Genomic DNA, 24744 nt, shown 5'->3' with positions numbered 1-24744 from the left:
CGATTAACGCAGCTCTGTTTCATGCCCGGGGGTGGCCATTTGCGCGTCCGCCACCCGGGCGCTGGTACGATTTCGACCCGCTTTTTTTGAACGATAGAGATATTCGTCCGCTTCGGCCATCAACGTGTTGAAGACCTCGGTCAATTGCCATGCCTCAGCCTTTCCGCTTCCGAGGCCAATACTGACCGTCAGAGAGAGCGTTTGCTGCCGCCATGTAAAAGGGTGACTGGCCACGGTAGCGCGGATCCGTTCCGCCAGCGCATAGCCGTGTTGTGCGTCGCCGGAGTTAACCACCACCGCGAACTCTTCTCCCCCCATACGCGCGACCATCCCGTCTTCGCCAACCACCTGCTGAACCTGGCGGGCAAACGACGCCAGCACCCGATCCCCACACTCGTGGCCGTAGTTATCGTTAATGCTTTTGAAATAATCAATATCCAGCAGCATCACGGTCAGAAAACGTGAATGGCGGTGCGTCTCTTCGTTTTTTAACGCTTCATACAGCCCGGAACGCGAATAGACATGGGTTAAGAAGTCATAATCCGCCCGCAGTGAAACCTGGCGGATCAGGGAATTAATGGCCGCCATGCTCACGGAAACCATCACCGGACAGATCGCCATCGTGGCAATCCCCAGCCGGGCCGAGAACATCATGGGGGTGATAAATGGCGTCGCCACGGCAATATTGATCACCGAATTCGCGACCAGAATGATTTCCGTGGCACCGGTGATAAAGGTCAGCAGGCAGGTCACGGGCAACGGGTAACGGACCGCACACCAGATAAGCGCAGGCAGCGGAAAGGCGAGACTTCCCGCCCCGCCAATCACCACCGAGGCGGCCACCGAGATCATCAGCGCTATAACCGGCAGAATCTGCTCCAGACGGAACCTGAACTCACGCACGGGCATACCTACCGTCAGCATACACGGCACCACCAGCACGCCGGTTGAGAACTGCTCGCTGAACCAGTCGGCGAAAAGCGGCCAGAAGGTATGACTGTCTATCCCGACCGACCCCACCGCGCCGAGCAGCGCACAAAGCAGCGCGGCAACCAGGCAGTAGTTAAACAGGCGTAACGCGTTAAGCGGATCGGGGGTTTTCTTCATTAACCGCTTGTCGCGCTGAATCAGCACGGCAACCACGACAATAAAGATCATATTTGACAGGTTGATCACCACCGAGGCCATGCCCCAGTTGGTGGTCACCGCGTCGTACAGCAGCATGGCGACATAGCATACCGCATAGTAATGCAGGCGATTGAGGTACACATAACGGGCGAAGATCCCCGCCATGACGCCATTCAGCGGCCAGAACAGCGACAAAGCCTCAACCAGCCGTAATTCCGCCCCCACAAAATAGAACAAGGTGGTGAGTAGAAAGATCGTCGATGCATTTCGCAGCGGCGTGTCAACCTGGAACAGCCTGAAAGCGGTAAGAGCAGAACGCATTAAATATCATTCCCTATGATAACGCATGGCAATTATTGCGGTCGTCAGCATGATCGGGGCTCACTTAGGATGCATCTATAACACAATTACAACGGGATCATAACTCGTCAAATCTGGGCGTTCATCTGGCGCACCAGCCAGTGGTGGATCACGCTGACGATGTATTGCTGCTGTTGCGCCGTCAGCGGAACACCCGACGGAATGTTGTGCCACTTAGCCAGACAGCCCCGACAGCAGGTGGCCGTGGCATGCTGGGCGATAAACACCGGATGACCGCGCATGGGCGTCTGTTTGCCGTCGTTTGCGGGGTGTGCAGACGCAAGCCGCTTTTCGACAAAATCAGCGGCATGCTGGTCAATGGTTTCGGGGCCTTTGTCCCAGCAGTAGCGGCGTTCCTTCTCGCCTAAGCGAAAGCGCGAGCGAAATGTCGATCGCGCCAGGCGGGAAAAGAGAGGATCCAGGTCAGACATCAGTAAACGGAACGTCCCAGACGCTGGGTCAGCTTCTCCAGCACCGCCACACCGGCAAGGGAATTCCCCGTTTCATCCAGCTCCGGGCTCCAGACCGCAATCGCCATTTCATGCGGTACAATCGCGACGACTCCGCCGCCAACGCCCGATTTCGCCGGAAGGCCGACACGCCAGGCAAATTCACCGGCGTTTTGATACATCCCGCTGGTTGCCATCAGGGCGTTAACCTGACGCGCCTGAAGGGGCGAGACCACCTCCTGATCGAGATGCGGTGCGTGCCCCTCGTGCGCCAGGAACAGGAACGTCTGAGCCAGTTCAACACAGCTCATCTTCAGGGCGCAGTAATGGAAGTAGTTTTGCAGTACGGTGGCCACATCGTTATGAAAATTACCGAAGGATTTCATCAGCCACGCGATGGCCGCGTTACGGGCAGAGTGCTCAAACTCCGAGCGCGCCACCACCGTATCGTAGGCAATGTCTTCAACGCCTGAAAGCTGACGAACAATCTCAAGCATGCGCTGGCGCGGTGCGCTGAGGCGGCTTTGCAGCATATCGCAGACCACCAGCGCCCCGGCGTTGATAAAGGGGTTGCGCGGCTTGCCCTGTTCGAGTTCGAGCTGAAGCAGTGAGTTAAACGGCTGGCCGGAGGGGTCTTTGCCCACGCGCTGCCAGATCTCGTCTTCCTCATACTGGCGCATCGCCGCCACCAGACTCAGCACCTTAGAAATGGACTGAATGGAAAAACGCTCAGTCGCATCACCGGCCTGGTATCGCTGTCCGTCAATGGTACAGATAGCAATTCCCAGCTTATTCCCGCTGACCGAGGCAAGGGCCGGAATATAGTCGGCAACCTTCCCCTTTCCCAATAACGGACGAACCTGCGCCAGAATCTCGTCCAGCATCTCATTATGGATGACCGCAGCCACTCTTTGCTCCTTGCCCTCAGGCTAAAACGGGCTGCGAGTATAACAGAGGCTTATGTATTGCGTCAGGCACTAAGACGAAAACGCGAAACGGCCTGCAATAAAAGGTCGGATTGCTTTTGCAGACGTTCCGAGGCCTCCGAGGCGTCAGAGACCAGAATATCTGTCTGACGGAAGACGTGATTCAGTGCCTGAAGCTGACGCGTCATCTGATGAATACTTTCGCCCTGGCTGAGCGTGGCGGTGGAGATCTCATTCAGCAAACTGCTTAAATTACCCACCAGACCGGTGACCTGCTGCAGATTCTCTTCCATCAGGTTAACGGCGCGGGAACCGTCTTCAATACCCCGCAAAGAGCGGTTGATCAGTTCCTGGATGGTCTGCGTCGAGTGGCTGCTCTTTCTGGCCAGCAGCCCAACCTCCCGTGCGACGACGGCAAAACCGCGCCCCTGGTTTCCGGCATGGGCAGCCTCGATGGCGGCGTTCAGCGCCAGGATATTCGTCTGAAACGCCACGCTGTCGATCATCGCCACGATCCCGCGCATCTCTGAGGATCGGTCGACGATCGCCTGCATAGACGCATTCACCGTCGACATCATCTGGTCACCGCCCTCCGCCGCCTGACGCGCCTCATCCGCCCGCGAGCTGGCAAGCCGGGCATAGCCGGTATTGCCTTCTACATGGGTTTCCAGCGCCGCGATATGCGCCGTAACATCCTCAAGCTCTTTCGCCTGACGTGCCGACTGCTGATACAGCTTCTGGTTACCCTGCGCCAGGGCGTCAATATTCTCCACCATGGTGGCTGTGGCATGGCTAACCTGCGTCACCAGCTGCTGCAGACCGTGCTGCATCGTGGCGATGCTGTCGCTCAGCTGACAGACTTCCCGGTTAAAGCACCTGACATCCGGCGGCGTGCCACAGAGGTCCCCCGCCGCCAGCTGGTTGATATGTGCAATAAGCCGGCGCAGCGGCGTAATAACCCATCTGGCCATGCCAAACCAGACGGCAACGGCGATGGCCAGTAACAGTACCGGTGCAAACAGGAACAGCGTTTGCAGTCCGGAGAGCTGCGCCATTAAGGTCTGTCGGCCCTGTACGGCCTGCCTCTCGCTTGCCTGCTGATAGCGGGCAAAGTTGTCATTAAAGTCACTCTGAAAAGCCTGAGCCGGTACCGCAAAAAAGGCATCGATGGTGTTGGTTTTAAGCAGACCGTCAGCCTGCTCCTGGATCGCGCCGTAGAAGAGCTGATAGCTGTTCACCAGGGCGTCGTCTTTCGGCGGATTCAGCGCCAGCCAGGCTTTCCATGCCTGCTGCGAAACCGTCAGCGCCTTTTGCGCCTCATCCATCAGGCTGTGCCAGCTACCGTCGGAGCCGGTCTCTTTATCCTGCATAAACCAGACCCCGGAGCGGTTAAGCAGATCGCTTGCTGCGAGCAGTGAGACGCGAGCCAGATCCAGCTTGCTTTGCTGCTGCCAGGCCAGCAGATTGCGCTGCTCGTTGCGCTGGGCTTCGTTCAGGGAGGCGTTAAGCAGAAGTGACGAAGAGAGCTGCAGCGCGGAGAAAAGGCCAATGATGCAAAAGATACCCGTCAGCAGGCCAAACTGACGAGGGATGAGACGCTGCGCAATACGGCGGAAAATTTGCGTTAGGTTCATAATTTTCTTCATTAACAATACGTTAGACGCGAGCGAGTCTACGAGATGAAAATGACAGAACCATTGCAGAGAAATGACAACGGCCCTCGTGGTGAGGGCCGAAAAATTACACGCGATCCTTCCACACCGTCTGCACGTTGCAGAACTCGTGCAGCCCAAAGTGGGAGAGCTCGCGGCCAAAGCCACTTTTCTTCACACCACCGAAAGCCACGCGCGCATCGCTGGCGCTAAAGCCGTTGATAAACACGCCGCCGCACTCCAGTTCGCGGGAGAATCTCTCAGCCTGCGCATCACTGGCTGTAAAGACGGTGGCAGACAGACCAAAGTCGCTGTTGTTGGCAAGCATTAGCGCGTGCTCCGCGTCTTTCGCGACGGTAATGGCCGCGACCGGACCAAACAGTTCCTGACGGAAAGCCGTCATCTCAGGCGTCACATTGCCGAGTACGGTCGGGGCGTAGTAATTACCCTCACCGCTGATTTTCTCTCCGCCCAGCAGCAGCGTTGCCCCTTCGGCCAGCGTGGCCTGCACCTGTTGATGCAGTTCATCCCGCAGGTCATAACGCGCCATCGGGCCAATATAGTTCTCTTCTTCATGCGGTGCGCCCAGCTTCAGTGCAGCAACAGCCTCGACAAAACGTTGGGTAAAGGTCTCTGCGATACCCTCCTCGACGATAAAACGCTTCGCTGCGGCGCACACCTGTCCGGTATTCTGGTAGCGCCCCGCTACCGCCGCTTTCACGGCAAGATCGAGGTCTGCATCGTTAAGGACGATGAACGGGTCAGAGCCGCCCAGTTCAAGCACGCATTTTTTCAGCGCAGCTCCGGCCTGGGCGCCAATCGCCGCACCGGCACGCACGCTGCCGGTGACGGTCACCGCAGCAATACGACTGTCGTTAATCGCCTGGCTGACGCCCTCATTGGTGGCATTCACCCAGCCAAAAACGCCTGCCGGAATACCGGCCTCGGCCGCTATCTGCGCAATCAGTCTGGCCGAGCCGAGCACGTTTGGCGCGTGTTTGAGCAGATAACTGTTTCCTGCCAGCAGGATCGGCACCGCTCCGCGCAGCACCTGCCAGAGGGGGAAGTTCCACGGCATCACCGCGAGGATCGGCCCCAGAGGACGGTATTCGATAACCGCATTATCATTTTCCACCAGCGTGGGTTCCGCGCGCAGCATCGCCGGGCCATGCTCGGCATACCAGTCGCACAGCGCAGCGGATTTTGTGACTTCCGCCCGCGCCTGCAGGATGGGTTTGCCCATCTCACGGGAGATTGTCTGCGCCATCTCTTCCGCGCGGTTTCGCAGCGCGGCACCGAGATCGCGCAGCTTCTGCGCCCGGTGGGCAACGCTTTCACGACGCCACTGGCGATACGCCGCGTCAGACTGCGAAATGGCGCGGTCAACCTCTTCCGGCGTCGCCCACGGATACGCGGCGAGGGTTTCCCCGGTGGCCGGGTTAACAGAGAAGGCATGTGTTGCAGATGAATAAGTCATGGTGTTCTCCACGTATTTCGGTTGATTGATTGTGGCTCACTCTGCTATTTCTTAAAAATGAATAATACTAACCACCTTATTCACGAAACGAGAATGCCATGGACTTAACCCAGCTTGAAATGTTTAACGCCGTCGCGCTGACGGGCAGCATCACCCAGGCGGCGCAGAAGGTGCATCGCGTGCCGTCTAATCTCACCACCCGCATCCGTCAGCTGGAGGCCGACCTCGGCGTTGAGCTGTTTATTCGTGAGAACCAGCGTTTGCGGTTATCCCCCGCCGGTCATAACTTCCTGCGCTACAGCAAGCAGATCCTGGCGCTGGTGGATGAAGCGCGGATGGTCGTGGCGGGTGATGAGCCGCAGGGGTTATTTGCCCTCGGCGCGCTGGAGAGTACTGCCGCGGTGCGCATTCCGGAGACGCTGGCGCAGTTTAACCAGCGCTACCCGCGTATCCAGTTTGCCTTCTCTACCGGGCCATCCGGAACCATGATTGATGGCGTGCTGGAGGGAACCTTAAGCGCCGCCTTTGTTGACGGGCCCCTGTCGCACCCGGAGCTGGAGGGCATGCCGGTCTACCGGGAAGAGATGATGCTGGTCACGCCGGCCGGACAGGCGGAAGTCTCGCGCGCCGCGCAGGTCAGCGGCAGCGATGTTTACGCCTTTCGCGCAAACTGCTCGTACCGTCGGCATCTGGAGAGCTGGTTTCATGCAGACAGAGCCACCCCTGGCCGTATTCACGAGATGGAGTCCTATCACGGGATGCTCGCCTGCGTAATTGCTGGTGCGGGCATCGCGCTGATGCCGCGCTCGATGCTGGAGAGTATGCCAGGGCATCATCAGATTGAAGCCTGGCCGCTGGCGGAGAACTGGCGCTGGCTCACCACCTGGCTGGTGTGGCGACGCGGGGCGATGACCCGCCAGCTGGAAGCCTTTATAGCGCTGCTAAACGAACGTCTGCAACCAGCGCCTTCTCCATAAACAGGCTGAGCGGATCGTCAACGTACGGGGCAAACGCCGGGCGCATTTCGTATCCGCACTGTTCATAAAGACGCACCGCGGCGTGCTGTTTGATGCCCGTCTCCAGCCGTACCGTATGGCAATGACGGCTCAGAGCCTCATCTTCCAGGGCGGCCAGCAGCGTTTCGCCGAGATGTTGGCCGCGATGAGCCGGATCGATATAGACCCGCTTCATCTCTCCCGTGCCGTCACCGTTGAGCACGATGGCCCCGCAGCCGACGGCCTTCAGCTGCGGGTCGCGGATGATCATCAGGATAAGCGAGTCTTCCGCAAGCGCAGACAGGTCGAGCAGATGATTACTTTCGGCGGGATAGAGTTCGCTCTGATAGCGGTCAAGCGCCGCAATCAGTGTGAGGATATCCGGGTGATGCGCAGATTCAGAGGTAATGGAATACATGGCAGGCTCCTTGCTATTGTTCTTGCAATATAGCCTTTCAACATAGCGCAGGCCTGCCAGGGGGCTTCATAGTATTTACTTATCGCGTCACGCTGTTAGCGTAAAAAGATACGTCCTTTCAGATACAGGGTCGCCTGACCGCCAATCAACACCCGGTCGCCCTTCAGTTCGCAGCGCAGATCTCCGCCACGGTACGACACCTGGCGGGCGTTGAGTGTGGTTTTGCCCAGTTTTTCGCTCCAGTACGGGATCAGCATGCTGTGGGCGGAACCGGTCACCGGATCTTCAGGCACACCTTCCCCCGGACAGAAGAAGCGGCTGACAAAGTCATACTGGTCTCCCGGTGCCGTCACGCAAACCATTTTATCCAGCGGAAGCAGCGCGCCAATATCCGGTGTTAACGCTTCAACCTGCTGCTGGCTCTCCAGCACCACCATGTAATCGCGTCCGACGCGCACCTCTTTCGCCGCTGTAATGCCCAGCGCGCTAAACAGCGCCGCAGGTGGGTTCTCCACAACCTCAGTCGACCACGCCGGGAAGTTCAGCGTCAGCCAGTCGCCGCTGCGCTTGACGGTCAGCTCGCCGACAAAGCGCGTGGTGAAGGTGATTTCGGTATGCGGATAATCCAGGTATTCGAAAATAACGTGTGAGGCGGCAAGCGTTGCGTGTCCGCACAGGTTAATTTCATCCAGCGTGGTGAACCATCGCAGCTCAAACCCGCCGTCGGTGCGCACGAAAAAAGCGGTCTCAGACTGGTTGTGCTGCTGCGCCATTTTGAGCAGCGTCTCGTCCGGAAGCCACTCTTCCAGAGGACATACCGCTGCGGCGTTACCGCCAAAGGTTTTATCGCTGAAGGCATCCACCAGATAAAAATCAATTTCCTGCATTGTCTCTTCCTCTCTTGTTATGGCTATTTAGCGCAGAAAAACTGTGCCTTTCAGATAAAGCGTGGCCTGACCGCCCATCAGCACGCGGGAGCCTTTCAGCTCACAGCGCACATCACCGCCCCGGGCTGAAACCTGACGGGCAAACAGCCTGGTTTTACCCAGCTTTTCGCTCCAGTAAGGGATCAGCATGGTGTGGGCGGAGCCGGTGACCGGGTCTTCCGGGACGGAGACGCCCGGGGAGAAAAAGCGGCTGACAAAATCATATTCCCCTTCCCCACGCGCCGTCACGCTCACCTTATGCTCACCTGGCGTCATCGCCGAAAAGTCTGGCATGAGCGCTTCGACCTGCTGGCGATTGTCCAGCACGATAAGCCAGGCACGTCCTTTACGGGCTTCAACATAGTGCGTAATACCCAGCGCCGAGAGCATCTCCGGCGGCGGTGTCTCTTCATGGGTTGGGCATGCCGGGAAGTCCAGCGTCAGCCAGTCGCCCTCCCGGCTGACCGTCAGGCGACCGGAGGCGGTATCGAAATGGATCCGTGAATCAGGGTAGTCCAGCTCGGTAAACAGAACGTGCGCCGCCGCAAGCGTAGCGTGACCGCAGAGATTGACTTCGGTAAGCGTGGTAAACCAGCGCAGCTCAATACCCCCTTTGCTGCAGACAAAAAAGGCCGTCTCAGACTGATTGTGCTGCTGCGCCATTTTCAGCAAGGTTTCATCGGGCAACCATTCCCTGAGCGGGCAAACGGCGGCCGGGTTACCGCCAAACGAGGTCTCGCTGAACGCATCGACCAGATAAAAATCAATCTCCTGCATTGTCTTACCGCCTGTTTTTATTGTGTTGTTCTTTTATATTCAATGAAAAGCACGCTTGCGGCTACCGCTTTCATAAGGTAAATATTGAGATCTGCATCACATAATGGTTGAGTTTTCGCCTTTTGACGTTTTAAGATCGTCTCCTCTTCTTTTCAGCAACGAATCTCCGACATCCCTATGACAACGAACACAGTTTCCCGCAGGGTTGCGTGGCTACGCGTGGTCACGCTGGCCATTGCCGCGTTTATTTTTAACACCACCGAATTCGTGCCTGTTGGGCTGCTGTCTGACATCGCTGAAAGTTTCCAGATGGAAACCGCGCAGGTGGGCATTATGTTGACCATCTACGCCTGGGTGGTGGCGCTGATGTCCTTGCCGTTTATGCTGCTGACCAGCCAGATCGAGCGGCGCAGGCTGCTGATCGGCCTGTTCGTGCTGTTCATTGCCAGTCATGTGCTGTCGTTTATGGCGTGGAATTTTACGGTACTGGTCATCAGTCGCATCGGCATTGCCTTTGCCCATGCGGTGTTCTGGTCGATCACCGCGTCGCTGGCAATTCGCCTGGCGCCAGCGGGTAAACGTGCTCAGGCGCTGAGCCTGATAGCCACCGGTACCGCGCTGGCGATGGTGCTCGGCCTGCCGATTGGCCGCATCGTCGGGCAGTACTTCGGCTGGCGTACCACCTTCTTCGCCATCGGCATGGGTGCGCTGATGACGCTGGTCTGCCTGATAAAACTGCTGCCCGCGCTACCCAGCGAACATTCCGGCTCGCTGAAAAGCCTGCCGCTGCTGATGCGTCGTCCGGCACTGCTGAGTATTTATCTGCTCACCGTCATTGTGGTCACCGCCCACTACACGGCCTACAGCTACATCGAGCCCTTTGTGCAGGTGGTGGCGGGCTTTAGTGCCAACTTTGCCACTGTGTTACTGTTGATCCTCGGTGGCGCGGGCATTATCGGTAGCGTGCTGTTCGGTAAGCTGGGTAACCGACATGCCTCCACACTGGTGAGCAGCGCCATCGGCCTGCTGCTGGCCTGCCTGTTGTTGCTGATGCCCGCCGCGGGCAGTGAGATCCAGCTGGCGATCCTCAGCCTGTTCTGGGGCGTGGCGATCATGATTATTGGTCTGGGCATGCAGGTGAAAGTGCTGGCTCTGGCGCCGGACGCGACGGATGTCGCCATGTCGCTGTTTTCGGGGATCTTCAATCTCGGGATTGGCGCGGGCGCGCTGGTGGGAAATCAGGTCATCCTGCACGTGTCGATGTCGGCGATTGGCTATCTGGGTGCCATTCCGGCCCTGGTGGCGCTTGTCTGGTCGGTGCTGATTTTCCGTAAGTGGCCGGTGGCGCTGGAGGAACAGGGGCAGCACGGGTGAACCTTCTTGCCGGGTGGCGGCTTCGCCTTACCCGGCCTACAAAACCCGTAGGCCCGTGCAAGCGAAGCGCCGCCGGGCAAGACATCAATGATAGGTCTTAATAATCTCCAGCACGCCGTTAATAATAAACTGCACGCCCATACAGACCAGCAGGAAGCCCATCAGACGGGAGATCGCCTCGATACCGCCCTTGCCTACCCAGCGCATAATCGCGCCGGAGCTGCGCAGAGAGATCCACACGATAGCCCCAATAATCGCAAAAATCAGCGGTGGCGCCACCGTCAGCACCCAGTCCGGGAAGGTTGAACTGTCACGCACCGTCGACGCGGAGCTGATGATCATCGAGATGGTCCCCGGTCCCGCCGTGCTCGGCATGGCAATCGGCACGAAGGCGATATTCGCACTCGGTTCGGTTTCCAGCTCTTCAGATTTGCTGGCCGCTTCCGGTGACTCATGGGCTTTTTGCGCCGGGAACAGCATGCGGAAACCGATAAAGGCGACAATCAGCCCCCCGGCAATACGCAAGCCGGGAATGGAAATCCCGAAGGTGTTCATCACCACCTGACCGGCGTAATACGCCACCATCATGATGGCGAAAACATACACGGAGGCCATCAACGACTGATGATTGCGCTCGGCGCTGTTCATGTTCCCTGCCAGTCCGAGAAAAAGCGCCACCGTCGTTAACGGGTTTGCCAACGGCAGCAAGACCACCAGCCCAAGGCTGATTGCTTTAAGTAAATCCAGCATAGTGTGTTGTTGTCCTTATCCTTAGTTAACACCGCAATTATAGGGTGAAAATATGACATTCAGCCATCGTTGCAGCGTGACGATTATTTCCTGCCTGAAATGATAATCCTCAGTTATCTATCTGATTTGAAAGACCACAAAAAAAGTTCATGAAACGTTTTAGCAATTCGTGGCATCGGCTGATTCATTCAGTTGACTTATACTTGCCTGAGCAATAATATCTGCCGTGACTAACTACTTGCCAGGGCAACCATTGTGAAAAGCACCAGTGATATCTTTAACGACGTTGTTCCGCTGGGTCGTCTTATTCATATGGTAAATCAGAAGAAAGATCGCCTGCTCAACGACTATCTGTCACCGCTGGATATCACCGCGACACAGTTCAAAGTGCTGTGTTCCATTCGCTGCGAAATGTGTATCACACCGGTTGAGCTGAAAAAGGTGCTCTCTGTCGATCTGGGTGCGCTCACCCGCATGCTCGATCGTCTCGTCTGCAAAGGATGGGTAGAACGAAGCCCTAACCCGAATGACAAACGCGGCGTACTGGTAAAGCTGACCAGCGATGGCGCGGCCATGTGCGAGCAATGTCATCAATTAGTAGGACAAACACTGCATCAGGAACTAACAAAAAACCTAACGGCAGATGAAGTGGCAACGCTTGAGCTTCTGCTCAAGAAAATTCTGCCGTAATCAGAAAAAAAGAGGTATGACGATGTCCAGACGCAATACTGACGCTATCACCATTCATAGCATTTTGGACTGGATCGAGGACAACCTGGAATCGCCGCTCTCCCTTGAAAAAGTGTCAGAGCGTTCAGGTTACTCCAAATGGCACCTGCAACGGATGTTCAAAAAAGAGACCGGCCATTCATTAGGTCAATATATTCGCAGCCGCAAGCTGACGGAAATTGCCCAGAAGCTGAAAGAAAGCAATGAGCCGATCCTTTATCTGGCGGAGCGTTACGGATTTGAATCGCAACAGACCCTGACGCGTACGTTCAAGAACTATTTTGACGTGCCGCCTCATAAGTACCGCATCACCAGCGTACCCGGTGAATCCCGATACCTGTATCCGTTAAAACACTGTAGTTAATCATCGCCTGTAACAGACGTAACCGAGGAAATCATGAACGTTACCGCCTCCGCCGCCCTCGCCTTGCTGGTGCTCTTCTCCAGCCAGACCTTCGCGGAGCAAACCCCTCGTGCAACGCAGCAAAATAATCCTGATACGATGATTTTGCCGTCAGCACATGACCAGTCGCCTTATGATTTCAACCATATGGGTGCTGGTAGCGACAAATCCGACGAATTAGGCGTGCCTTACTATAATCAGCACCGCCTCTGATTCGTTTTTGCCCCGCCGATGCGGGGCTTTTTTCTTTCTTATCCCCGCACCCGCGCCGTCCGGCGCACGCGCAGGCCAAACACGTTGATGTACAGCCCGGCCATGATCAGCACCGCGCCAAGCAGCTGCAGGGCGCTCAGTTTTTCGTCCAGTAAAATAGCGGCACTGGCCAGCCCAACGACCGGCACCAGCAGCGACAACGGCGCCACGCGCCAGGTTTCATATCGCCCGAGCAGCGATCCCCAGATACCGTACCCGATAATCGTGGCGACAAACGCCAGATAGACCAGCGACGAAATGGTGGTGAGGTCGATTTCAACCAGGCTCGTCAGCATCACTGCCGGGCCGTCGAATATCAGGGACGCGACCATAAACGGTACCACCGGGATCAGCGCGCTCCACACGACCAGAGACATCACCTGCGGACGCGCCTCGTGCTGCATGATCAGTTTGTTGAAAATATTCCCGCAGGCCCAGCTCAGGCCCGCGGCCAGCGTCAGCATAAAGCCGAGCAGCGCCACGTGCTGACCATTCAGGCTGGCCTCAATCAGCACCAGCACGCCAAACACCGCCAGCGTAATGCCCGCCAGCTGTTTACCCTGCAGACGCTCGCCAAACACAAACGCCCCCAGAATGATGGTAAAGAACGCCTGCGCCTGTAACACCAGCGAAGCAAGTCCGGCAGGCATACCAAATTTGATGGCGCAGAACAGAAACGCAAACTGGCCAAAACTGATGGTCAGGCCGTAGCCCAGCAGCAGTTTAAAGGGGATCCTGGGACGGGCGACAAACAGCAGCGCCGGGAACGCCACCAGCATAAAACGCAAACCGGCCAGCATCAGCGGCGGCATGTTGTGCAAGCCCAGCTTGATGACCACAAAATTGAGTCCCCATACGATGACCACCAGCAACGCCAGCAGTCCGTCTTTACGCGTCATACCCTGCCCCTGAATTATTAATAATTTGTTAACAGTTCAAGGTAACAGAAAAAAGCGTGCCACGAGAAGATCATTAATTCTGGCAGTCAGGCGAAGCACTTACGGATAAATTGGGTGCTATACAAGGCCCTTATGTCGTGATACTCCTTTCAGGACACAACATAAAAAGCATAAGCATTTGTCGGGCAGGAATATGAAACCATCTCTCCGGCGCTCAACCGCAGCGCTGCTGGCATCGTCATTGTTATTAACCATTGGTCGTGGGGCAACGCTGCCGTTTATGACCATTTATCTCACGCGCGTCTACAGCATGAGCGTCGAGAATATTGGTTACGCCCTGACCGTGGCGCTGACCATTGGCGTGGTGTTCAGCCTGGGGTTTGGCATTCTGGCCGATAAGTTTGATAAAAAACGCTACATGCTGATCGCCATCGTGGCGTTTATCGCCGGGTTTGTGGCGATCCCGCTGGTGAATAACGTCACGCTGGTGGTGCTGTTCTTTGCGCTGATCAACTGCGCCTATTCGGTCTTTTCGACGGTGCTGAAAGCCTGGTTCTCCGACGTGCTGACCTCCAGTGAAAAAGCCCGCGTTTTTTCACTGAACTACAGTTTCCTGAATATTGGCTGGACGATCGGGCCGCCCATTGGCACCCTGCTGGTCATGTACAGCCTGCAGCTGCCGTTCTGGCTGGCCGCTTTCTGCGCCGCGCTGCCGCTGGGGTTTATCCATTTCTTTGTGCAAAAAAGCGTGGCGTTAGACACCGCCAAAGAGCAGACGGCGTGGCAGCCGTCGGTCCTGCTGAAAGACCGCGCGCTCTTCTGGTACACGCTCTCCGGCCTGCTCGCGTCATACGTCGGCGGATCGTTCGCGAGCTGCATTTCGCAGTATGTTCTGGCCGCACATGCGGACAGTGATTTCGCCGAAAAGGTGGTCGCGGTGGTGCTGCCCGTCAACGCCGCCGTGGTGGTGACGCTGCAGTACGCACTCGGTCGCAAGATCTCAGCCAGCAATATTCGTCCGTTGATGACCGCCGCCACACTGTTTTTTATCGTCGGTCTGGCTGGCTTTATGCTCTCCGGGGAAAACCTGATTTACTGGGGCATTGCTGCCGCCATCTTTACGCTGGGTGAGATTATCTATGCGCCGGGTGAATACATGTTGATCGACAATATCGCCCCGCCGGGGATGAAAGCCAGCTACTTCTCCGCCCAGGCGCTCGGCTGGCTCGGCGCGGCGGCCAACCCGATGATCACCGGTATTATCCTGACGAACCTGCCGCACTGGTCATTGTTTGTGATAATGATGGCCGCGATTATTGTGGCGTGGCTGATGATTTTGCGTGGGATGAGCGTCAAGGCATGGTGCGAGTCACCCAAAGTAGCGTAGCGAATATAGGCCGGGTAAGGCGAAGCCGCCACCCGGCAAAAGCAAAATCAACGGCCTAGTGGTGCAACATCTCCTCCACCACCTGCTGTTTGTACATCTCGTTCGGATAATAGGTCGGCCAGTTTTCCATCTCCTTCAGCAGCGCCTCGTGGGAAGTGTTGCCCATGAAAATGTGAAAGTGTGAAGAGGCCTTCGGCGCGATGGTGTGGTCGCTGAACTGCACAAACTTCGGCGCCTTGCTGCTGGCGTCCTGACACTCAAACAGATAGCGAACGCCCTTTTTGCCGGACGCGTAGGTCAAAATTTTGTAGCCGCTGTAGTCATAACGACAGCTGCTGACCGTTTTGCCTTTATGGAATTCCATCACGTTATTTTCGATGCCGATGGCATCCACATCGGTTGCATACCCCGTGCGGTAGTAGGCTTTCACCTCATCAAAGGTTTTGCTTTTATCCTGCTGCGCTTTCTTCCTGAAGACCGGATCCAGCGAGCCATCCAGCAGGAACGGATAGACGGACTGCCAGGTGCCGTCCCAGTCGGACAGTTTTCTGTCCTTAACATCGTTGTCCTCAAAGACGCCATTCGCCGCCTTCTGTTCCGCTTCGCTCATCGCGTGACCGTGCGAGTGGGCAAACAGCTGGCCGCTGACCAGCAGCGCCCCCAGCGTCATGGCAAATTTCCCAATATGTGCAGCCAAGATAACACCCTCATTCCGTTTTATCAGAGCGAGGATGTTATAATATAACATTTCAGATCGCAACCAGCCCGCGAACGCCCTCCTGCTCCATGTTTTCACCCCGTCCGCGCTGAATGATGGTGCCGCGTGACATCAGCAGGTAGCTATCCGCCAGGTCAGCGGCAAAGTCATAAAACTGCTCAACCAGCAGGATCGCCATATCCCCTCTGTCTGCCAGCTGGCGGATCACCTGGCCAATCTCCTTAATCACCGAAGGCTGTATGCCTTCGGTGGGTTCATCGAGGATCAGCAGCTGCGGACGGCTCGCCAGCGCGCGACCAATCGCCAGTTGCTGCTGTTGGCCACCGGAGAGATCGCCCCCGCGCCGGTGTTTCATCTCTTTGAGTACCGGGAACAGCTGCCAGATCTCCTCTGGTACCTGCTTCGCCTCGCGGGCGGGGAAGCGCGACAGCCCCAGCAGCAGATTCTCCTCCACGGTCAGACGCGGAAAAATCTCCCGGCCCTGGGGGACGTACGCCACGCCCGACTGCACCCGCTGGTGCGGCTTACTGTGGGTGATCGTTTTCCCCTGCCATATGACCTCCCCGGTTTTCGCCGGGATCAGCCCCATCAGGCACTTCAGCAGCGTGGTTTTCCCTACACCGTTGCGCCCCAGCAGGCAGGTAACTTCCCCGGTGACCGCCTCAAAGCTCACGCCTCGCAGGATATGGCTGCCGCCGTAATACTGATTCAGTTCGTTGACCTGTAACATTCCCTCTCCTTAACGTCCCAGATAGACCTCAATCACCTGCTCGTTGGCCTGCACCTCGCGAAGCGAACCTTCCGCCAGCACGCGCCCCTGATGCAGCACCGTCACGTGGTCAGCAATGGTTTCCACAAAGCCCATGTCGTGCTCCACCACCATCAGGGAGTGCTTGCCCGCCAGCGTCCTGAACAACTCAGCGGTATATTCCGTTTCCGCATCGGTCATTCCGGCGGCGGGCTCGTCCAGCAGCAACAGATGCGGGTCCTGCACCAGCAGCATACCAATCTCCAGGAACTGTTTTTGTCCGTGGGAAAGCAGTCCGGCCCGGCGGTCCCGCTCGTTGCTGAGCCGCAATAAAGCCAGCATCTCATCAATGCGATCGCGCTGCTCACCGTTGAGCGTTGCCCGCAGGCTGGCCCAGACGGATTTGTCGGTTTTCATGGCGATCTCCAGGTTTTCCCACACCGTCAGCGCTTCAAAGACCGTGGGTTTCTGGAATTTTCGGCCTATTCCCTGGCGGGCAATCGCCGCAGGCTCCAGCGTGGTGAGGTCGATCGACTGATCGTAAATGGCGCGCCCGCTTTTGGGTCGCGTCTTGCCGGTGATGACGTCCATCAGCGTGGTTTTACCGGCCCCGTTGGGGCCAATCACGCAGCGCAGTTCGCCCACGCCGATATTCAGCGAGAGATCGGTCAGCGCCTGAAAACCATCAAAATTGACGTTAATGGATTCAAGCTGCAGTACCGGGTCGGTCTGTTCGCGGTAACGATCGCCGGGCAACTGGCGGGTGAATAACCCTTCGGCTGGCTGCATTATTTCTCTCCCTTACGAAACAGGCCGTAGACGCCGCGGGGTAAAAACAGCGTGACGGCGATAAATATCAATCCCAGAAACAGCTGCCAGTATTCCGGCATCGCGACGGTGAAAAGGCTCTTCGCCCCGTTGACCAGCGCCGCGCCAATGACCGGCCCCACCAGTGTGCCGCGCCCGCCGAGGGCGACCCAGATGGCGGCTTCTATCGAGTTCGTCGGCGACATTTCACCGGGGTTAATAATGCCCACCTGCGGGACATACAGTGCGCCGGCCAGGCCGCACAGTACCGCGGAGAGCGTCCATACCAGCAGTTTGAACCCGCGCGGATCGTATCCGCAAAACGTCAGGCGGTTTTCGGCGTCGCGAACGGCAGTGAGAATGCGGCCAAACTTACTCTTCGCCAGCGCAAACCCGATGCCCAGCGCCAGGAGCAGCAACAGCACGGTGGCCAGAAACAGCGCAATACGCGTGGTCGTCTCCGTTACCGCAAACCCCAGCAGCGTGGTGAAGCCGGTAAAGCCGTTATTACCGCCAAAACCGGTTTCGTTGCGAAAGAACAGCAGCATCCCGGCATAGGTCAGCGCCTGGGTCATGATCGAGAAATAGACCCCTTTGATCCTGGAGCGGAAGGCAAACCAGCCAAACACCAGCGCCAGCAGCCCCGGGACCATCACAATCAGCACCAGCGCCCAGGCAAAATGCTGGGTACCCCACCAGAACCACGGCAGTTCACTCCAGGAGAGAAACGACATAAACGCCGGCAGACCGTCACCCGCCGCCTGGCGCATCAGGTACATGCCCATCGCGTAGCCGCCGAGGGCGAAGAAAATGCCATGTCCCAGGGACAACATTCCGGCGTAGCCCCACACCAGATCCAGCGCCACCGCCACAATGGCATAGCAGAGGATCTTGCCAGTCAGCGTCAGCATCCAGGTTGACAGCGCCAGCGGATGCGTCGCAGGCAGTAAGGCGAAAAACGGCAGTATCAGCAGGCACATCACCAGCAGGCTGCCGGCAATCTGCGTTGTGCGTGGCGCTTTGCGCGCCAGCGTTAAGGTCAGCGGCTGGCTCATCAGTCAATCACTCTCCCTTTCAGCGCAAACAGTCCCTGAGGGCGTTTCTGAATAAACAGCACGATCGCCACCAGAATCAAAATTTTACCCAGCACCGCCCCCATCTGCGGTTCAAGGATTTTATTAAAGATCCCCAGACCAAACGCCGCAGCCACGCTGCCTGCCAGTTGGCCTACGCCACCGAGAACGACCACGAGGAACGAGTCGATAATGTATCCCTGACCGAGCTCCGGCCCGACGTTCCCAAGCTGGGATAACGCCACGCCGCCCAGACCGGCAATGCCTGAGCCCAGCCCGAACGCCAGCATGTCGACGCGCCCCGTTGGCACCCCGCAGCAGGCGGCCATGCTGCGGTTTTGCGTCACCGCCCGCACGTTCAGCCCCAGACGGGTTTTATTCAGAATGAGCCAGGTGAAGAACAGCACCAGCAGCACGAAGCCCAGCACCACAATGCGGTTCCACGGCAGGGTCAGGTTGGCAAAAACCTGCACCCCGCCGGAAAGCCATGCCGGGTTAGCCACCTCCAGGTTCTGCGCACCGAACGTCATGCGCACCAGCTGGATTAGCATCAGGCTGATCCCCCACGTCGCCAGCAGCGTTTCCAGCGGACGACCGTACAAATGACGGATCACGGTACGCTCCAGCACCATCCCGATGCCCGCCGTCAGGCAGAAGGCGACCGGCAGCGCGATGACGGGATAGAGCGCCAGCCACTGAGGCGCCAGTCCTGCCATCGCCTGTTGCACCATCCACGTGGCATACGCGCCCAGCATCAGCATCTCGCCGTGGGCCATATTAATCACGCCCAGCAGGCCGTAGGTGATGGCAAGTCCCAGCGCCGCCAGCAGCAGCACCGACCCCAGCGACAGCCCCATAAACGCCTGACCCAGCAGATCGCCCCACATCAGACGGTGCTGGATCTGGCGAAGGCTCTCCTGCGCGGCTGCGCGAACCCCGGCGTCAGGCTCGGTCTGTGTCTGGGTAAACGGAGTCAGCCTGGACGCCACGTCCGGATCGTCGGACTGCCCGAGCCGTTCGACTGCCGTGCGACGGACTTCAGCCTGCGGGCTGGTCAGCTGGAGATTCGCCACCGCCAGCAACAGCGCCTGACGCGCCACCGCATCCGTTTCATCCGTCAACCGTTTTTCCAGAAAGGCGAGCATGCCTGGCTGGGCATCGCGCTGGAGCTGGCGCGCCGCTGCGCGCCTTTCGGTGACACTGTCACTCACAAGCTGATGGGTGGCGATAGCCGTCGCAGCGAGCACCCGCAGCCGGTTCGTCAGACGAACGGCTTTGGTTGGCCCTGCCGCCGCCTGGCTTTCGCCCAGCGGGATGATGTCGCCATTGCGTTGTGCAAAGGCGTGCTTTTGCGTATCAACAAAGAGGTTTTCCTGTTGCAGCGCCTGCAGCAGCGGCAACCTTGCCGCCTCCGGCGAGGCGGCCCACTGCGTCAGCAGTTCCGCCTGCTGGCTGCGGCTGGCGGCAACAAAACGATCGGCATCCGATGCCTGCACCATCCCTGGCAGCAGTCCGGTAAGCCATACAAGCGCGACGATCGTGCGTATGAAGTTCATGGCTCTCTCCCTGCGGGAATGGCTTAGTTGCTGGCGGTTTTCATCGGCTGATCGGGCTTTTTGTCATTCCCGGCGATGAACGGGCTCCACGGCTGGGCACGTACCGGCTGTTCCGTCTGCCACACCACGTTAAACTGACCGTTGCCTTCGATTTCGCCGATCATGACCGGCTTGTGCAGGTGATGGTTGGTGGCATCCATCGTGAGCGTAAAGCCAGACGGCGCCTTAAAGGACTGACCGGCCATCGCCGCACGCACTTTATCCACATCGGTGGTGCCCGCTTTCTCCACCGCCTGCGCCCACATATGGATGCCCACGTAAGTGGCTTCCATCGGGTCGTTGGTCACCACGGTATCGGCGTTCGGCAGCTTGTGCGCTTTGGCATAGGCTTTATAGTCCGCCACGAAGGCCTGGTTGGTTGGGTTATCCACTGATTCAAAGTAGTTCCACGCCGCCAGGTTGCCCACCAGCGGTTTAGTGTCAATGCCGCGCAGCTCTTCTTCTCCCACGGAGAACGCCACGACCGGCACGTCGGTCGCTTTCAGCCCCTGGTTAGCCAGCTCTTTGTAGAACGGAACGTTGGAGTCGCCGTTGATGGTTGAGACCACGGCAGTTTTACCGCCCGCAGAGAATTTCTTGATGTTGGCGACAATGGTCTGGTAGTCGCTATGACCAAACGGGGTGTAAACCTCCTCGATGTCTTTATCCTCCACCCCTTTGGAATGCAGGAACGCGCGCAGGATCTTGTTGGTGGTGCGCGGGTAGACGTAGTCCGTGCCCAGCAGGAAGAAGCGCTTCGCCGCGCCGCCGTCTTCACTCATCAGGTATTCCACCGCCGGGATAGCCTGCTGGTTCGGCGCTGCGCCGGTATAGAAGACGTTCGGTGACATCTCCTCGCCTTCATATTGCACCGGGTAGAACAGCAGACCGTTCAGCTCTTCAAAGACAGGCAGGACGGATTTTCGCGAGACCGACGTCCAGCAGCCGAACACCACCGCCACCTTATCCTGACTTAACAGCTGGCGCGCTTTCTCGGCAAACAGCGGCCAGTTTGAGGCCGGATCCACCACCACCGGCTCCAGTTTCTTACCCAGCACGCCGCCTTTCGCGTTGATCTCATCGATGGTCATCAGGGCGACATCTTTCAGCGGGGTTTCGGAGATGGCCATCGTGCCGGAGAGGGAATGCATGATCCCCACTTTGATGGTATCGGCCGCCTGCACGCCAAAACTCATTCCCATAGCAACGACAGACGCAGACAATGCAAAGGCTTTTAATAAAGTACGACGGTGCATATTTTCACTCCTGAAAAAGAACGCTGTGCGAAGACGTCCGTTACGGCGTGGACGCGGAAATAAATGTCTCAGCGAAGCAGGAGCAAAAAGGATGCCAGAATGGAGAAAGCGTGAATGCAGGGACTGAAGCGCAGGATGTAAAGAGAACGTCTCAGAATGGCACAGCGCTGCACTTTAATAATGCAGCGCTGAAGAACGGGTTTACCAGACTTCACTGGCGATCTGCGTCACCAGGCGGATTTTGTCCCACTGCTGGGTTTCGCTCAGGCTGTTGCCCTCTTCAGTAGAAGCAAAGCCACACTGCGGGCTGAGGCAAATTTGCTCTTTCGCCACGTATTTCGCCGCTTCTTCCAGACGCGCCTTCACCCCTTCCGGGTTCTCCAGCTCGCCATTTTTGGTGGTGATAAGCCCCAGCACCACCTGCTGTTTGCCGGGGCGGACAAAGCGCAGCGGCGCGAAATCCCCGCTGCGGTCGTTATCATATTCCAGGAAGAACGCGTCAACGTTAACCGTCCCGAACAGCACTTCCGCCACCGGCTCATAGCCGCCTTCTGAAATCCAGGTTGAGCGGAAGTTACCGCGGCAGACGTGCAGCCCGATGGTCAAATCGTCCGGTTTGCCCTCCAGGGCCTTGTTCAGCACGCGGGCATAGATACGCGCCAGCTCGTCGGGGTCATCACCGCGCTCGCGGATCTGACGACGCTGGTCATCCGAGCAGAGATAGGCCCAGACGGTGTCATCCAGCTGCAGGTAACGGCAGCCCGCGTCATAGAAGGCCCGAATGGCGTCGCGCCAGGTGGTCGCCAGATCGTCGAAATAGACGTTCAGGTCCGGATACACCGTGGCGTCTATGTCTTTACGACCGCCGCGGAAATGCAGCACGCTCGGGCTCGGAATGGTCATTTTCGGCTCGGCGCTCCCGCTGATGCTTTTCAGATAACGAAAGTCCTCCAGCATCGGATGCTCGCCAAAGCCCAGCTTGCCGGTAACGCGCACGCCGTGGGCTTTGGTTTGCACGCCGTTAAACTGAATGCCCTGCTGCGCATCGTAACGCTCTACGCCCTGCAGACCGTCGAAGAAATCAAAGTGCCACCAGGCGCGGCGAAACTCACCGTCGGTGACCACATTCAGCCCACACGCACACTGCTGCTCAACGACATGGCGGATAGCGTCGTTTTCAATGGCGCGAAGCTGCCCGGCGTCAATTTCGCCGCTGGCAAATTTCTGGCGAGCCTGTTTGATGGCATCCGGGCGTAAAAAGCTGCCGACTACATCGGCGCGGAACGGGGCGTGGTGTCGTTGCATGGAAATCTCCTCAGTCTGCCGGTGATAATTGCCCGCAGTAATAATTCATCTTTTGAAGTTTTAGACTTCTGGATGTCTAAATGTCCAAAAAAGATGTCATACCTGCTTTATCCCGGCAAACGAGAAAATTTCACGGGTGATGAAAAAAATTCATCTTCACAGCGCGGCAGCGGTTTCGCTGCTGGCAAAGGCGTACTTTTCATCTTCCCAGCCGGTGATCCCGCCGAGCATAATTTTGACCGGCAGCCCAAGACGCGCCAGCTTCAGCGCGGCTCTGTCCGCACCGTTACAGTGTGGTCCGGCGCAGTAGACGACAAACAGCGTGCCTTCAGGCCACTGGGCCATGCGCCCGGCGGTAATCTGACTCCACGGCATGTGCACTGCGCCGGGGACGTGACGGCGGGCAAACTGCTCCGGGCCGCCCACCACATGAAGCAGCACGAAGTCCTGCTCCTGGTTGACGATGGCATGATGCACATCGGCACAATCGGTTTCGACGCTCAGACGGCGCAGAAAATGGGTGACGGCTTCCTGCGGCTCAGCAGCCGGAAATTCAGTAACATAGCTCATGATCCTTCCTCATCTTTGGCGTTTGTGTTAACACTACTCTATCCACAAATTCAGCCGGTGAATGCGCTCACGTATGCCAGAAAACAGCAAAAAGATGACAAACTTAAGACAGCATCCCCGCCCGAAGGTGGTGGTGCTGGCCTATGACGGTCTGTGTACCTTCGAATTCGGCGTGGCGGTGGAGATCTTCGGCCTGCCGCGCCCCGAGCTCGGCGACAACTGGTACCGCTTTGCGGTGGCGAGCGTGGATAGCGGTGAACTGCGGGCGACGGGCGGGATCCGTATCATTACCGATGGCGATCTCTCCCTGCTTGAATCTGCCGATCTGATCGTGGTGCCGGGATGGCGGGGGCTGGAGTCACCAGTTCCGGAGCCGCTCTGCCACGCGTTACGCCAGGCCAGCGCGCGGGGCTGTCAGCTGCTGTCCATCTGTTCCGGCGTGTTTGTGCTGGCCGCGTCAGGGCTGCTGAACGGACGTAAAGCCACAACGCACTGGCGTTATATTGACGCACTTAAAGCCCGTTACCCTGAGATCGAGGTGGTTGAGGATGTGCTCTACCAGGACGAAGGCGATATTCTGACCTCCGCAGGCAGTGCGGCGGGCATCGATCTCTGTCTGCATGTCGTGCGACGGGATTATGGCATGGAAACCGCCAACAGCGTGGCGCGCCGGCTGGTTATTCCGCCACACAGGGATGGTTCACAGCCGCAGCAGCTGAGCCGCCCGGTGGCGCAGCTGCGGGAAAGCCAGCGACTTGGCCAGCTGTTTGACTTTTTGCACCAGCATCTTAATGAAGCGCACAGTGTCGACTCGCTGGCGCGTCGGGTTGGGATGAGCCAGCGCACCTTTCTGCGTCGCTTCGAGGCGGCGACGGGAACCACGCCAGCCCGCTGGTTACTCCATGAGCGCCTGTTGCGGGCGAAAGATTATCTGGAAAGCAGTCGGTTAAGCATCGACAGCATTGCTGAACAGACCGGGTTTGGTCAGGCATCGACGCTGCGTCATCATTTTCGTCAGCAGTTCGCGCTTTCCCCGGCCCAGTATCGCAAACAATTTTCACGTCCGGATGCTGTCCGCTAAAGAGCCAGTCCGGACATCGGCATTTACGATTAACAAGGGAGCACCTTATGGTCACCACCCACGTTTTTATCGCCGTCAGTCTTGATGGTTACATCGCCCGGGAGAATGACGATATTGACTGGCTGTTGCAGCGCGACGATCCGAGCGAAGACCATGGCTATACGGCGTTTATTGCGGACAAAGAGTGGATCGTCATGGGGCGCGGAAGCTATGAGAAGGTGGTGACCTTTGACACCTGGCCGTATGACAGGCCGGTGCTGGTGCTCTCCCGACAGCTGGCCGACACGCCCGTGCCGGAGGCGCTGAAGGGCAAAGTGCAGTTCTCCCGCCGTGCGCCAAAAGAGGTACTGGACGATCTGGCGGCGCAACATGTCCATCGCGTCTATCTTGATGGTGGGCGGGTCATACAGTCGTTCCTGCGCGAAGGGCTGGTGGCCGATATGGTGATTACTACCGTTCCTGTTCTGCTTGGCTCGGAAAAACCGCTGTTTGGCACCCTTCCACGGGATATCGATTTGACACTGGTATCCAGCCGCAGCTTCCCTTCGGGCTTGGTACAGTCGCACTATCGGGTCACGACATAACGCTGGTAGCGCCACTGCTGGCAAAAAAAAACCGCCATTATCTGGCGGTAAATGCTTGCATGGATAGATTTGTATTTTGGTCTCTACGTCCCGACACGTCATGGC

The 24744-nt window shown here is 57.7% G+C and carries 26 protein-coding genes; 8 read left to right on the top strand and 18 right to left on the bottom strand.

What is annotated here, in order from left to right; translation table 11 throughout:
* Positions 1-3 precede the first annotated feature (3 nt).
* The 5 genes from C5687_RS09615 to sad form a co-directional block, all read right to left on the bottom strand.
* Complete coding sequence (locus C5687_RS09615) at positions 4-1449, bottom strand: GGDEF domain-containing protein (RefSeq protein ID WP_104556820.1); 1446 nt, start codon at positions 1447-1449, stop codon at positions 4-6.
* A gap of 107 nt (positions 1450-1556) precedes the next feature.
* Positions 1557-1919 carry a DUF4186 domain-containing protein gene (locus C5687_RS09610; protein WP_045284389.1) on the bottom strand — a complete coding sequence of 121 codons (363 nt, stop codon included), beginning with the start codon at positions 1917-1919 and terminating at the stop codon, positions 1557-1559.
* The gene (glsB, locus tag C5687_RS09605; RefSeq protein WP_047958587.1) at positions 1919-2845 is read right to left on the bottom strand and encodes a glutaminase B; all 927 of its coding nucleotides are present in this window, start codon (positions 2843-2845) and stop codon (positions 1919-1921) included. The genes C5687_RS09610 and glsB overlap by 1 nt, the downstream gene beginning before the upstream one ends.
* A 62-nt stretch (positions 2846-2907) precedes the next feature.
* Entirely contained in the window at positions 2908-4497 is a 1590-nt protein-coding gene (locus C5687_RS09600) for a methyl-accepting chemotaxis protein (protein ID WP_104556819.1), read from the bottom strand.
* 106 nt (positions 4498-4603) lie between these two features.
* On the bottom strand, positions 4604-5992 hold the full coding sequence (sad, locus tag C5687_RS09595; RefSeq protein WP_104556818.1) for a succinate-semialdehyde dehydrogenase: 1389 nt from the start codon (positions 5990-5992) through the stop codon (positions 4604-4606).
* A gap of 98 nt (positions 5993-6090) precedes the next feature.
* On the opposite strand from sad, the gene ptrR reads away from it, so the two are divergent.
* Positions 6091-6969 carry a putrescine utilization regulator PtrR gene (ptrR, locus tag C5687_RS09590; RefSeq protein ID WP_104556817.1) on the top strand — a complete coding sequence of 293 codons (879 nt, stop codon included), beginning with the start codon at positions 6091-6093 and terminating at the stop codon, positions 6967-6969.
* On the opposite strand, the gene C5687_RS09585 is transcribed toward ptrR, so the two are convergent.
* The 3 genes from C5687_RS09585 to C5687_RS09575 all read right to left on the bottom strand — a co-directional run bounded on the left by C5687_RS09585 (position 6923) and on the right by C5687_RS09575 (position 9108).
* Complete coding sequence (locus tag C5687_RS09585; RefSeq protein WP_052685727.1) at positions 6923-7405, bottom strand: GNAT family N-acetyltransferase; 483 nt, start codon at positions 7403-7405, stop codon at positions 6923-6925. The two genes, ptrR and C5687_RS09585, sit on opposite strands and share 47 nt — an antisense overlap.
* 95 nt (positions 7406-7500) lie before the next feature.
* Positions 7501-8292 carry a PhzF family phenazine biosynthesis protein gene (locus C5687_RS09580; RefSeq protein ID WP_047958583.1) on the bottom strand — a complete coding sequence of 264 codons (792 nt, stop codon included), beginning with the start codon at positions 8290-8292 and terminating at the stop codon, positions 7501-7503.
* A gap of 27 nt (positions 8293-8319) precedes the next feature.
* On the bottom strand, positions 8320-9108 hold the full coding sequence (locus tag C5687_RS09575) for a PhzF family phenazine biosynthesis protein (protein ID WP_104556816.1): 789 nt from the start codon (positions 9106-9108) through the stop codon (positions 8320-8322).
* 177 nt (positions 9109-9285) lie between these two features.
* Here C5687_RS09575 and C5687_RS09570 point away from each other — a divergent pair, with 177 nt between their 5' ends.
* Positions 9286-10482: a sugar transporter gene (locus tag C5687_RS09570; protein ID WP_095440684.1), complete on the top strand. Its 1197-nt coding sequence runs from the start codon at positions 9286-9288 to the stop codon at positions 10480-10482.
* A gap of 84 nt (positions 10483-10566) precedes the next feature.
* Here the strand turns inward: C5687_RS09570 and C5687_RS09565 are convergent, their stop codons facing one another.
* Positions 10567-11232, bottom strand: coding sequence for a MarC family NAAT transporter (locus C5687_RS09565; protein WP_104556815.1), 666 nt, complete (start codon positions 11230-11232; stop codon positions 10567-10569).
* A 255-nt stretch (positions 11233-11487) separates the two neighbouring features.
* Here C5687_RS09565 and marR point away from each other — a divergent pair, with 255 nt between their 5' ends.
* From marR to marB, 3 genes are read left to right on the top strand one after another with little or no spacing between them, the layout of a single operon-like run.
* Positions 11488-11922, top strand: coding sequence for a multiple antibiotic resistance transcriptional regulator MarR (gene marR / locus C5687_RS09560; RefSeq protein ID WP_104556814.1), 435 nt, complete (start codon positions 11488-11490; stop codon positions 11920-11922).
* Between the two features lie 22 nt (positions 11923-11944).
* On the top strand, positions 11945-12325 hold the full coding sequence (gene marA, locus C5687_RS09555; RefSeq protein ID WP_008502237.1) for an MDR efflux pump AcrAB transcriptional activator MarA: 381 nt from the start codon (positions 11945-11947) through the stop codon (positions 12323-12325).
* 33 nt (positions 12326-12358) lie between these two features.
* Complete coding sequence (gene marB, locus C5687_RS09550; RefSeq protein WP_025756417.1) at positions 12359-12577, top strand: multiple antibiotic resistance protein MarB; 219 nt, start codon at positions 12359-12361, stop codon at positions 12575-12577.
* A 38-nt stretch (positions 12578-12615) separates the two neighbouring features.
* On the opposite strand, the gene eamA is transcribed toward marB, so the two are convergent.
* Entirely contained in the window at positions 12616-13515 is a 900-nt protein-coding gene (eamA, locus tag C5687_RS09545) for an O-acetylserine/cysteine exporter (RefSeq protein ID WP_104556813.1), read from the bottom strand.
* A 193-nt stretch (positions 13516-13708) separates the two neighbouring features.
* Between eamA and ydeE the strand changes: the two genes are divergently transcribed.
* Positions 13709-14902 (top strand): efflux MFS transporter YdeE, encoded by a 1194-nt coding sequence (ydeE, locus tag C5687_RS09540; protein ID WP_104556812.1) that lies wholly within the window; start codon positions 13709-13711, stop codon positions 14900-14902.
* A gap of 55 nt (positions 14903-14957) precedes the next feature.
* Here the strand turns inward: ydeE and zinT are convergent, their stop codons facing one another.
* The 8 genes from zinT to C5687_RS09500 all read right to left on the bottom strand — a co-directional run bounded on the left by zinT (position 14958) and on the right by C5687_RS09500 (position 22974).
* On the bottom strand, positions 14958-15599 hold the full coding sequence (gene zinT / locus C5687_RS09535) for a metal-binding protein ZinT (protein WP_047959807.1): 642 nt from the start codon (positions 15597-15599) through the stop codon (positions 14958-14960).
* Positions 15600-15651: 52 nt separating this feature from the next.
* Entirely contained in the window at positions 15652-16350 is a 699-nt protein-coding gene (gene urtE / locus C5687_RS09530; RefSeq protein ID WP_045284377.1) for an urea ABC transporter ATP-binding subunit UrtE, read from the bottom strand.
* A 9-nt stretch (positions 16351-16359) separates the two neighbouring features.
* On the bottom strand, positions 16360-17157 hold the full coding sequence (gene urtD, locus C5687_RS09525; protein ID WP_104556811.1) for an urea ABC transporter ATP-binding protein UrtD: 798 nt from the start codon (positions 17155-17157) through the stop codon (positions 16360-16362).
* Positions 17157-18230 (bottom strand): urea ABC transporter permease subunit UrtC, encoded by a 1074-nt coding sequence (gene urtC / locus C5687_RS09520; RefSeq protein ID WP_094917382.1) that lies wholly within the window; start codon positions 18228-18230, stop codon positions 17157-17159. Before urtC ends, urtD begins: the two co-directional genes overlap by 1 nt.
* Positions 18230-19804, bottom strand: a complete 1575-nt coding sequence (gene urtB, locus C5687_RS09515; protein WP_104556810.1) for an urea ABC transporter permease subunit UrtB — start codon at positions 19802-19804, stop codon at positions 18230-18232. Before urtB ends, urtC begins: the two co-directional genes overlap by 1 nt.
* 23 nt (positions 19805-19827) lie before the next feature.
* Positions 19828-21099: an urea ABC transporter substrate-binding protein gene (urtA, locus tag C5687_RS09510; protein ID WP_047958573.1), complete on the bottom strand. Its 1272-nt coding sequence runs from the start codon at positions 21097-21099 to the stop codon at positions 19828-19830.
* A gap of 201 nt (positions 21100-21300) precedes the next feature.
* Positions 21301-22404 carry a cobalamin-independent methionine synthase II family protein gene (locus C5687_RS09505; RefSeq protein ID WP_047958572.1) on the bottom strand — a complete coding sequence of 368 codons (1104 nt, stop codon included), beginning with the start codon at positions 22402-22404 and terminating at the stop codon, positions 21301-21303.
* Between the two features lie 156 nt (positions 22405-22560).
* A complete protein-coding gene (locus C5687_RS09500) occupies positions 22561-22974 on the bottom strand; it encodes a rhodanese-like domain-containing protein (protein WP_045284372.1) in 414 nt (137 codons plus the stop codon).
* 73 nt (positions 22975-23047) lie between these two features.
* On the opposite strand from C5687_RS09500, the gene ftrA reads away from it, so the two are divergent.
* Together ftrA and C5687_RS09490 are read left to right on the top strand one after the other, a co-directional pair.
* Positions 23048-24055 (top strand): transcriptional regulator FtrA, encoded by a 1008-nt coding sequence (gene ftrA, locus C5687_RS09495; protein WP_025756407.1) that lies wholly within the window; start codon positions 23048-23050, stop codon positions 24053-24055.
* Between the two features lie 47 nt (positions 24056-24102).
* Entirely contained in the window at positions 24103-24639 is a 537-nt protein-coding gene (locus tag C5687_RS09490) for a dihydrofolate reductase family protein (protein ID WP_104556809.1), read from the top strand.
* Positions 24640-24744 lie beyond the last annotated feature (105 nt).

It is taken from the genome of Enterobacter sichuanensis, from assembly GCF_002939185.1.
GTDB classification, from domain to species: domain Bacteria; phylum Pseudomonadota; class Gammaproteobacteria; order Enterobacterales; family Enterobacteriaceae; genus Enterobacter; species Enterobacter sichuanensis.
The sequence above is the reverse complement of the archived record's forward strand: the minus strand, read 5'-3'. Positions and strand labels throughout refer to the sequence as shown.

Coding starts and splice junctions, on each gene's coding strand:
- C5687_RS09615 (WP_104556820.1), bottom strand. CDS start 1,449: ATGCGTTCTGCTCTTACCGCTTTCAGGCTGTTCCAGGTTGACACGCCG.
- C5687_RS09610 (WP_045284389.1), bottom strand. CDS start 1,919: ATGTCTGACCTGGATCCTCTCTTTTCCCGCCTGGCGCGATCGACATTT.
- C5687_RS09600 (WP_104556819.1), bottom strand. CDS start 4,497: ATGAACCTAACGCAAATTTTCCGCCGTATTGCGCAGCGTCTCATCCCT.
- sad (WP_104556818.1), bottom strand. CDS start 5,992: ATGACTTATTCATCTGCAACACATGCCTTCTCTGTTAACCCGGCCACC.
- ptrR (WP_104556817.1), top strand. CDS start 6,091: ATGGACTTAACCCAGCTTGAAATGTTTAACGCCGTCGCGCTGACGGGC.
- C5687_RS09585 (WP_052685727.1), bottom strand. CDS start 7,405: ATGTATTCCATTACCTCTGAATCTGCGCATCACCCGGATATCCTCACA.
- C5687_RS09580 (WP_047958583.1), bottom strand. CDS start 8,292: ATGCAGGAAATTGATTTTTATCTGGTGGATGCCTTCAGCGATAAAACC.
- C5687_RS09575 (WP_104556816.1), bottom strand. CDS start 9,108: ATGCAGGAGATTGATTTTTATCTGGTCGATGCGTTCAGCGAGACCTCG.
- C5687_RS09570 (WP_095440684.1), top strand. CDS start 9,286: ATGACAACGAACACAGTTTCCCGCAGGGTTGCGTGGCTACGCGTGGTC.
- C5687_RS09565 (WP_104556815.1), bottom strand. CDS start 11,232: ATGCTGGATTTACTTAAAGCAATCAGCCTTGGGCTGGTGGTCTTGCTG.
- marA (WP_008502237.1), top strand. CDS start 11,945: ATGTCCAGACGCAATACTGACGCTATCACCATTCATAGCATTTTGGAC.
- marB (WP_025756417.1), top strand. CDS start 12,359: ATGAACGTTACCGCCTCCGCCGCCCTCGCCTTGCTGGTGCTCTTCTCC.
- eamA (WP_104556813.1), bottom strand. CDS start 13,515: ATGACGCGTAAAGACGGACTGCTGGCGTTGCTGGTGGTCATCGTATGG.
- ydeE (WP_104556812.1), top strand. CDS start 13,709: ATGAAACCATCTCTCCGGCGCTCAACCGCAGCGCTGCTGGCATCGTCA.
- urtE (WP_045284377.1), bottom strand. CDS start 16,350: ATGTTACAGGTCAACGAACTGAATCAGTATTACGGCGGCAGCCATATC.
- urtD (WP_104556811.1), bottom strand. CDS start 17,157: ATGCAGCCAGCCGAAGGGTTATTCACCCGCCAGTTGCCCGGCGATCGT.
- urtC (WP_094917382.1), bottom strand. CDS start 18,230: ATGAGCCAGCCGCTGACCTTAACGCTGGCGCGCAAAGCGCCACGCACA.
- urtB (WP_104556810.1), bottom strand. CDS start 19,804: ATGAACTTCATACGCACGATCGTCGCGCTTGTATGGCTTACCGGACTG.
- urtA (WP_047958573.1), bottom strand. CDS start 21,099: ATGCACCGTCGTACTTTATTAAAAGCCTTTGCATTGTCTGCGTCTGTC.
- C5687_RS09505 (WP_047958572.1), bottom strand. CDS start 22,404: ATGCAACGACACCACGCCCCGTTCCGCGCCGATGTAGTCGGCAGCTTT.
- C5687_RS09500 (WP_045284372.1), bottom strand. CDS start 22,974: ATGAGCTATGTTACTGAATTTCCGGCTGCTGAGCCGCAGGAAGCCGTC.
- ftrA (WP_025756407.1), top strand. CDS start 23,048: ATGCCAGAAAACAGCAAAAAGATGACAAACTTAAGACAGCATCCCCGC.
- C5687_RS09490 (WP_104556809.1), top strand. CDS start 24,103: ATGGTCACCACCCACGTTTTTATCGCCGTCAGTCTTGATGGTTACATC.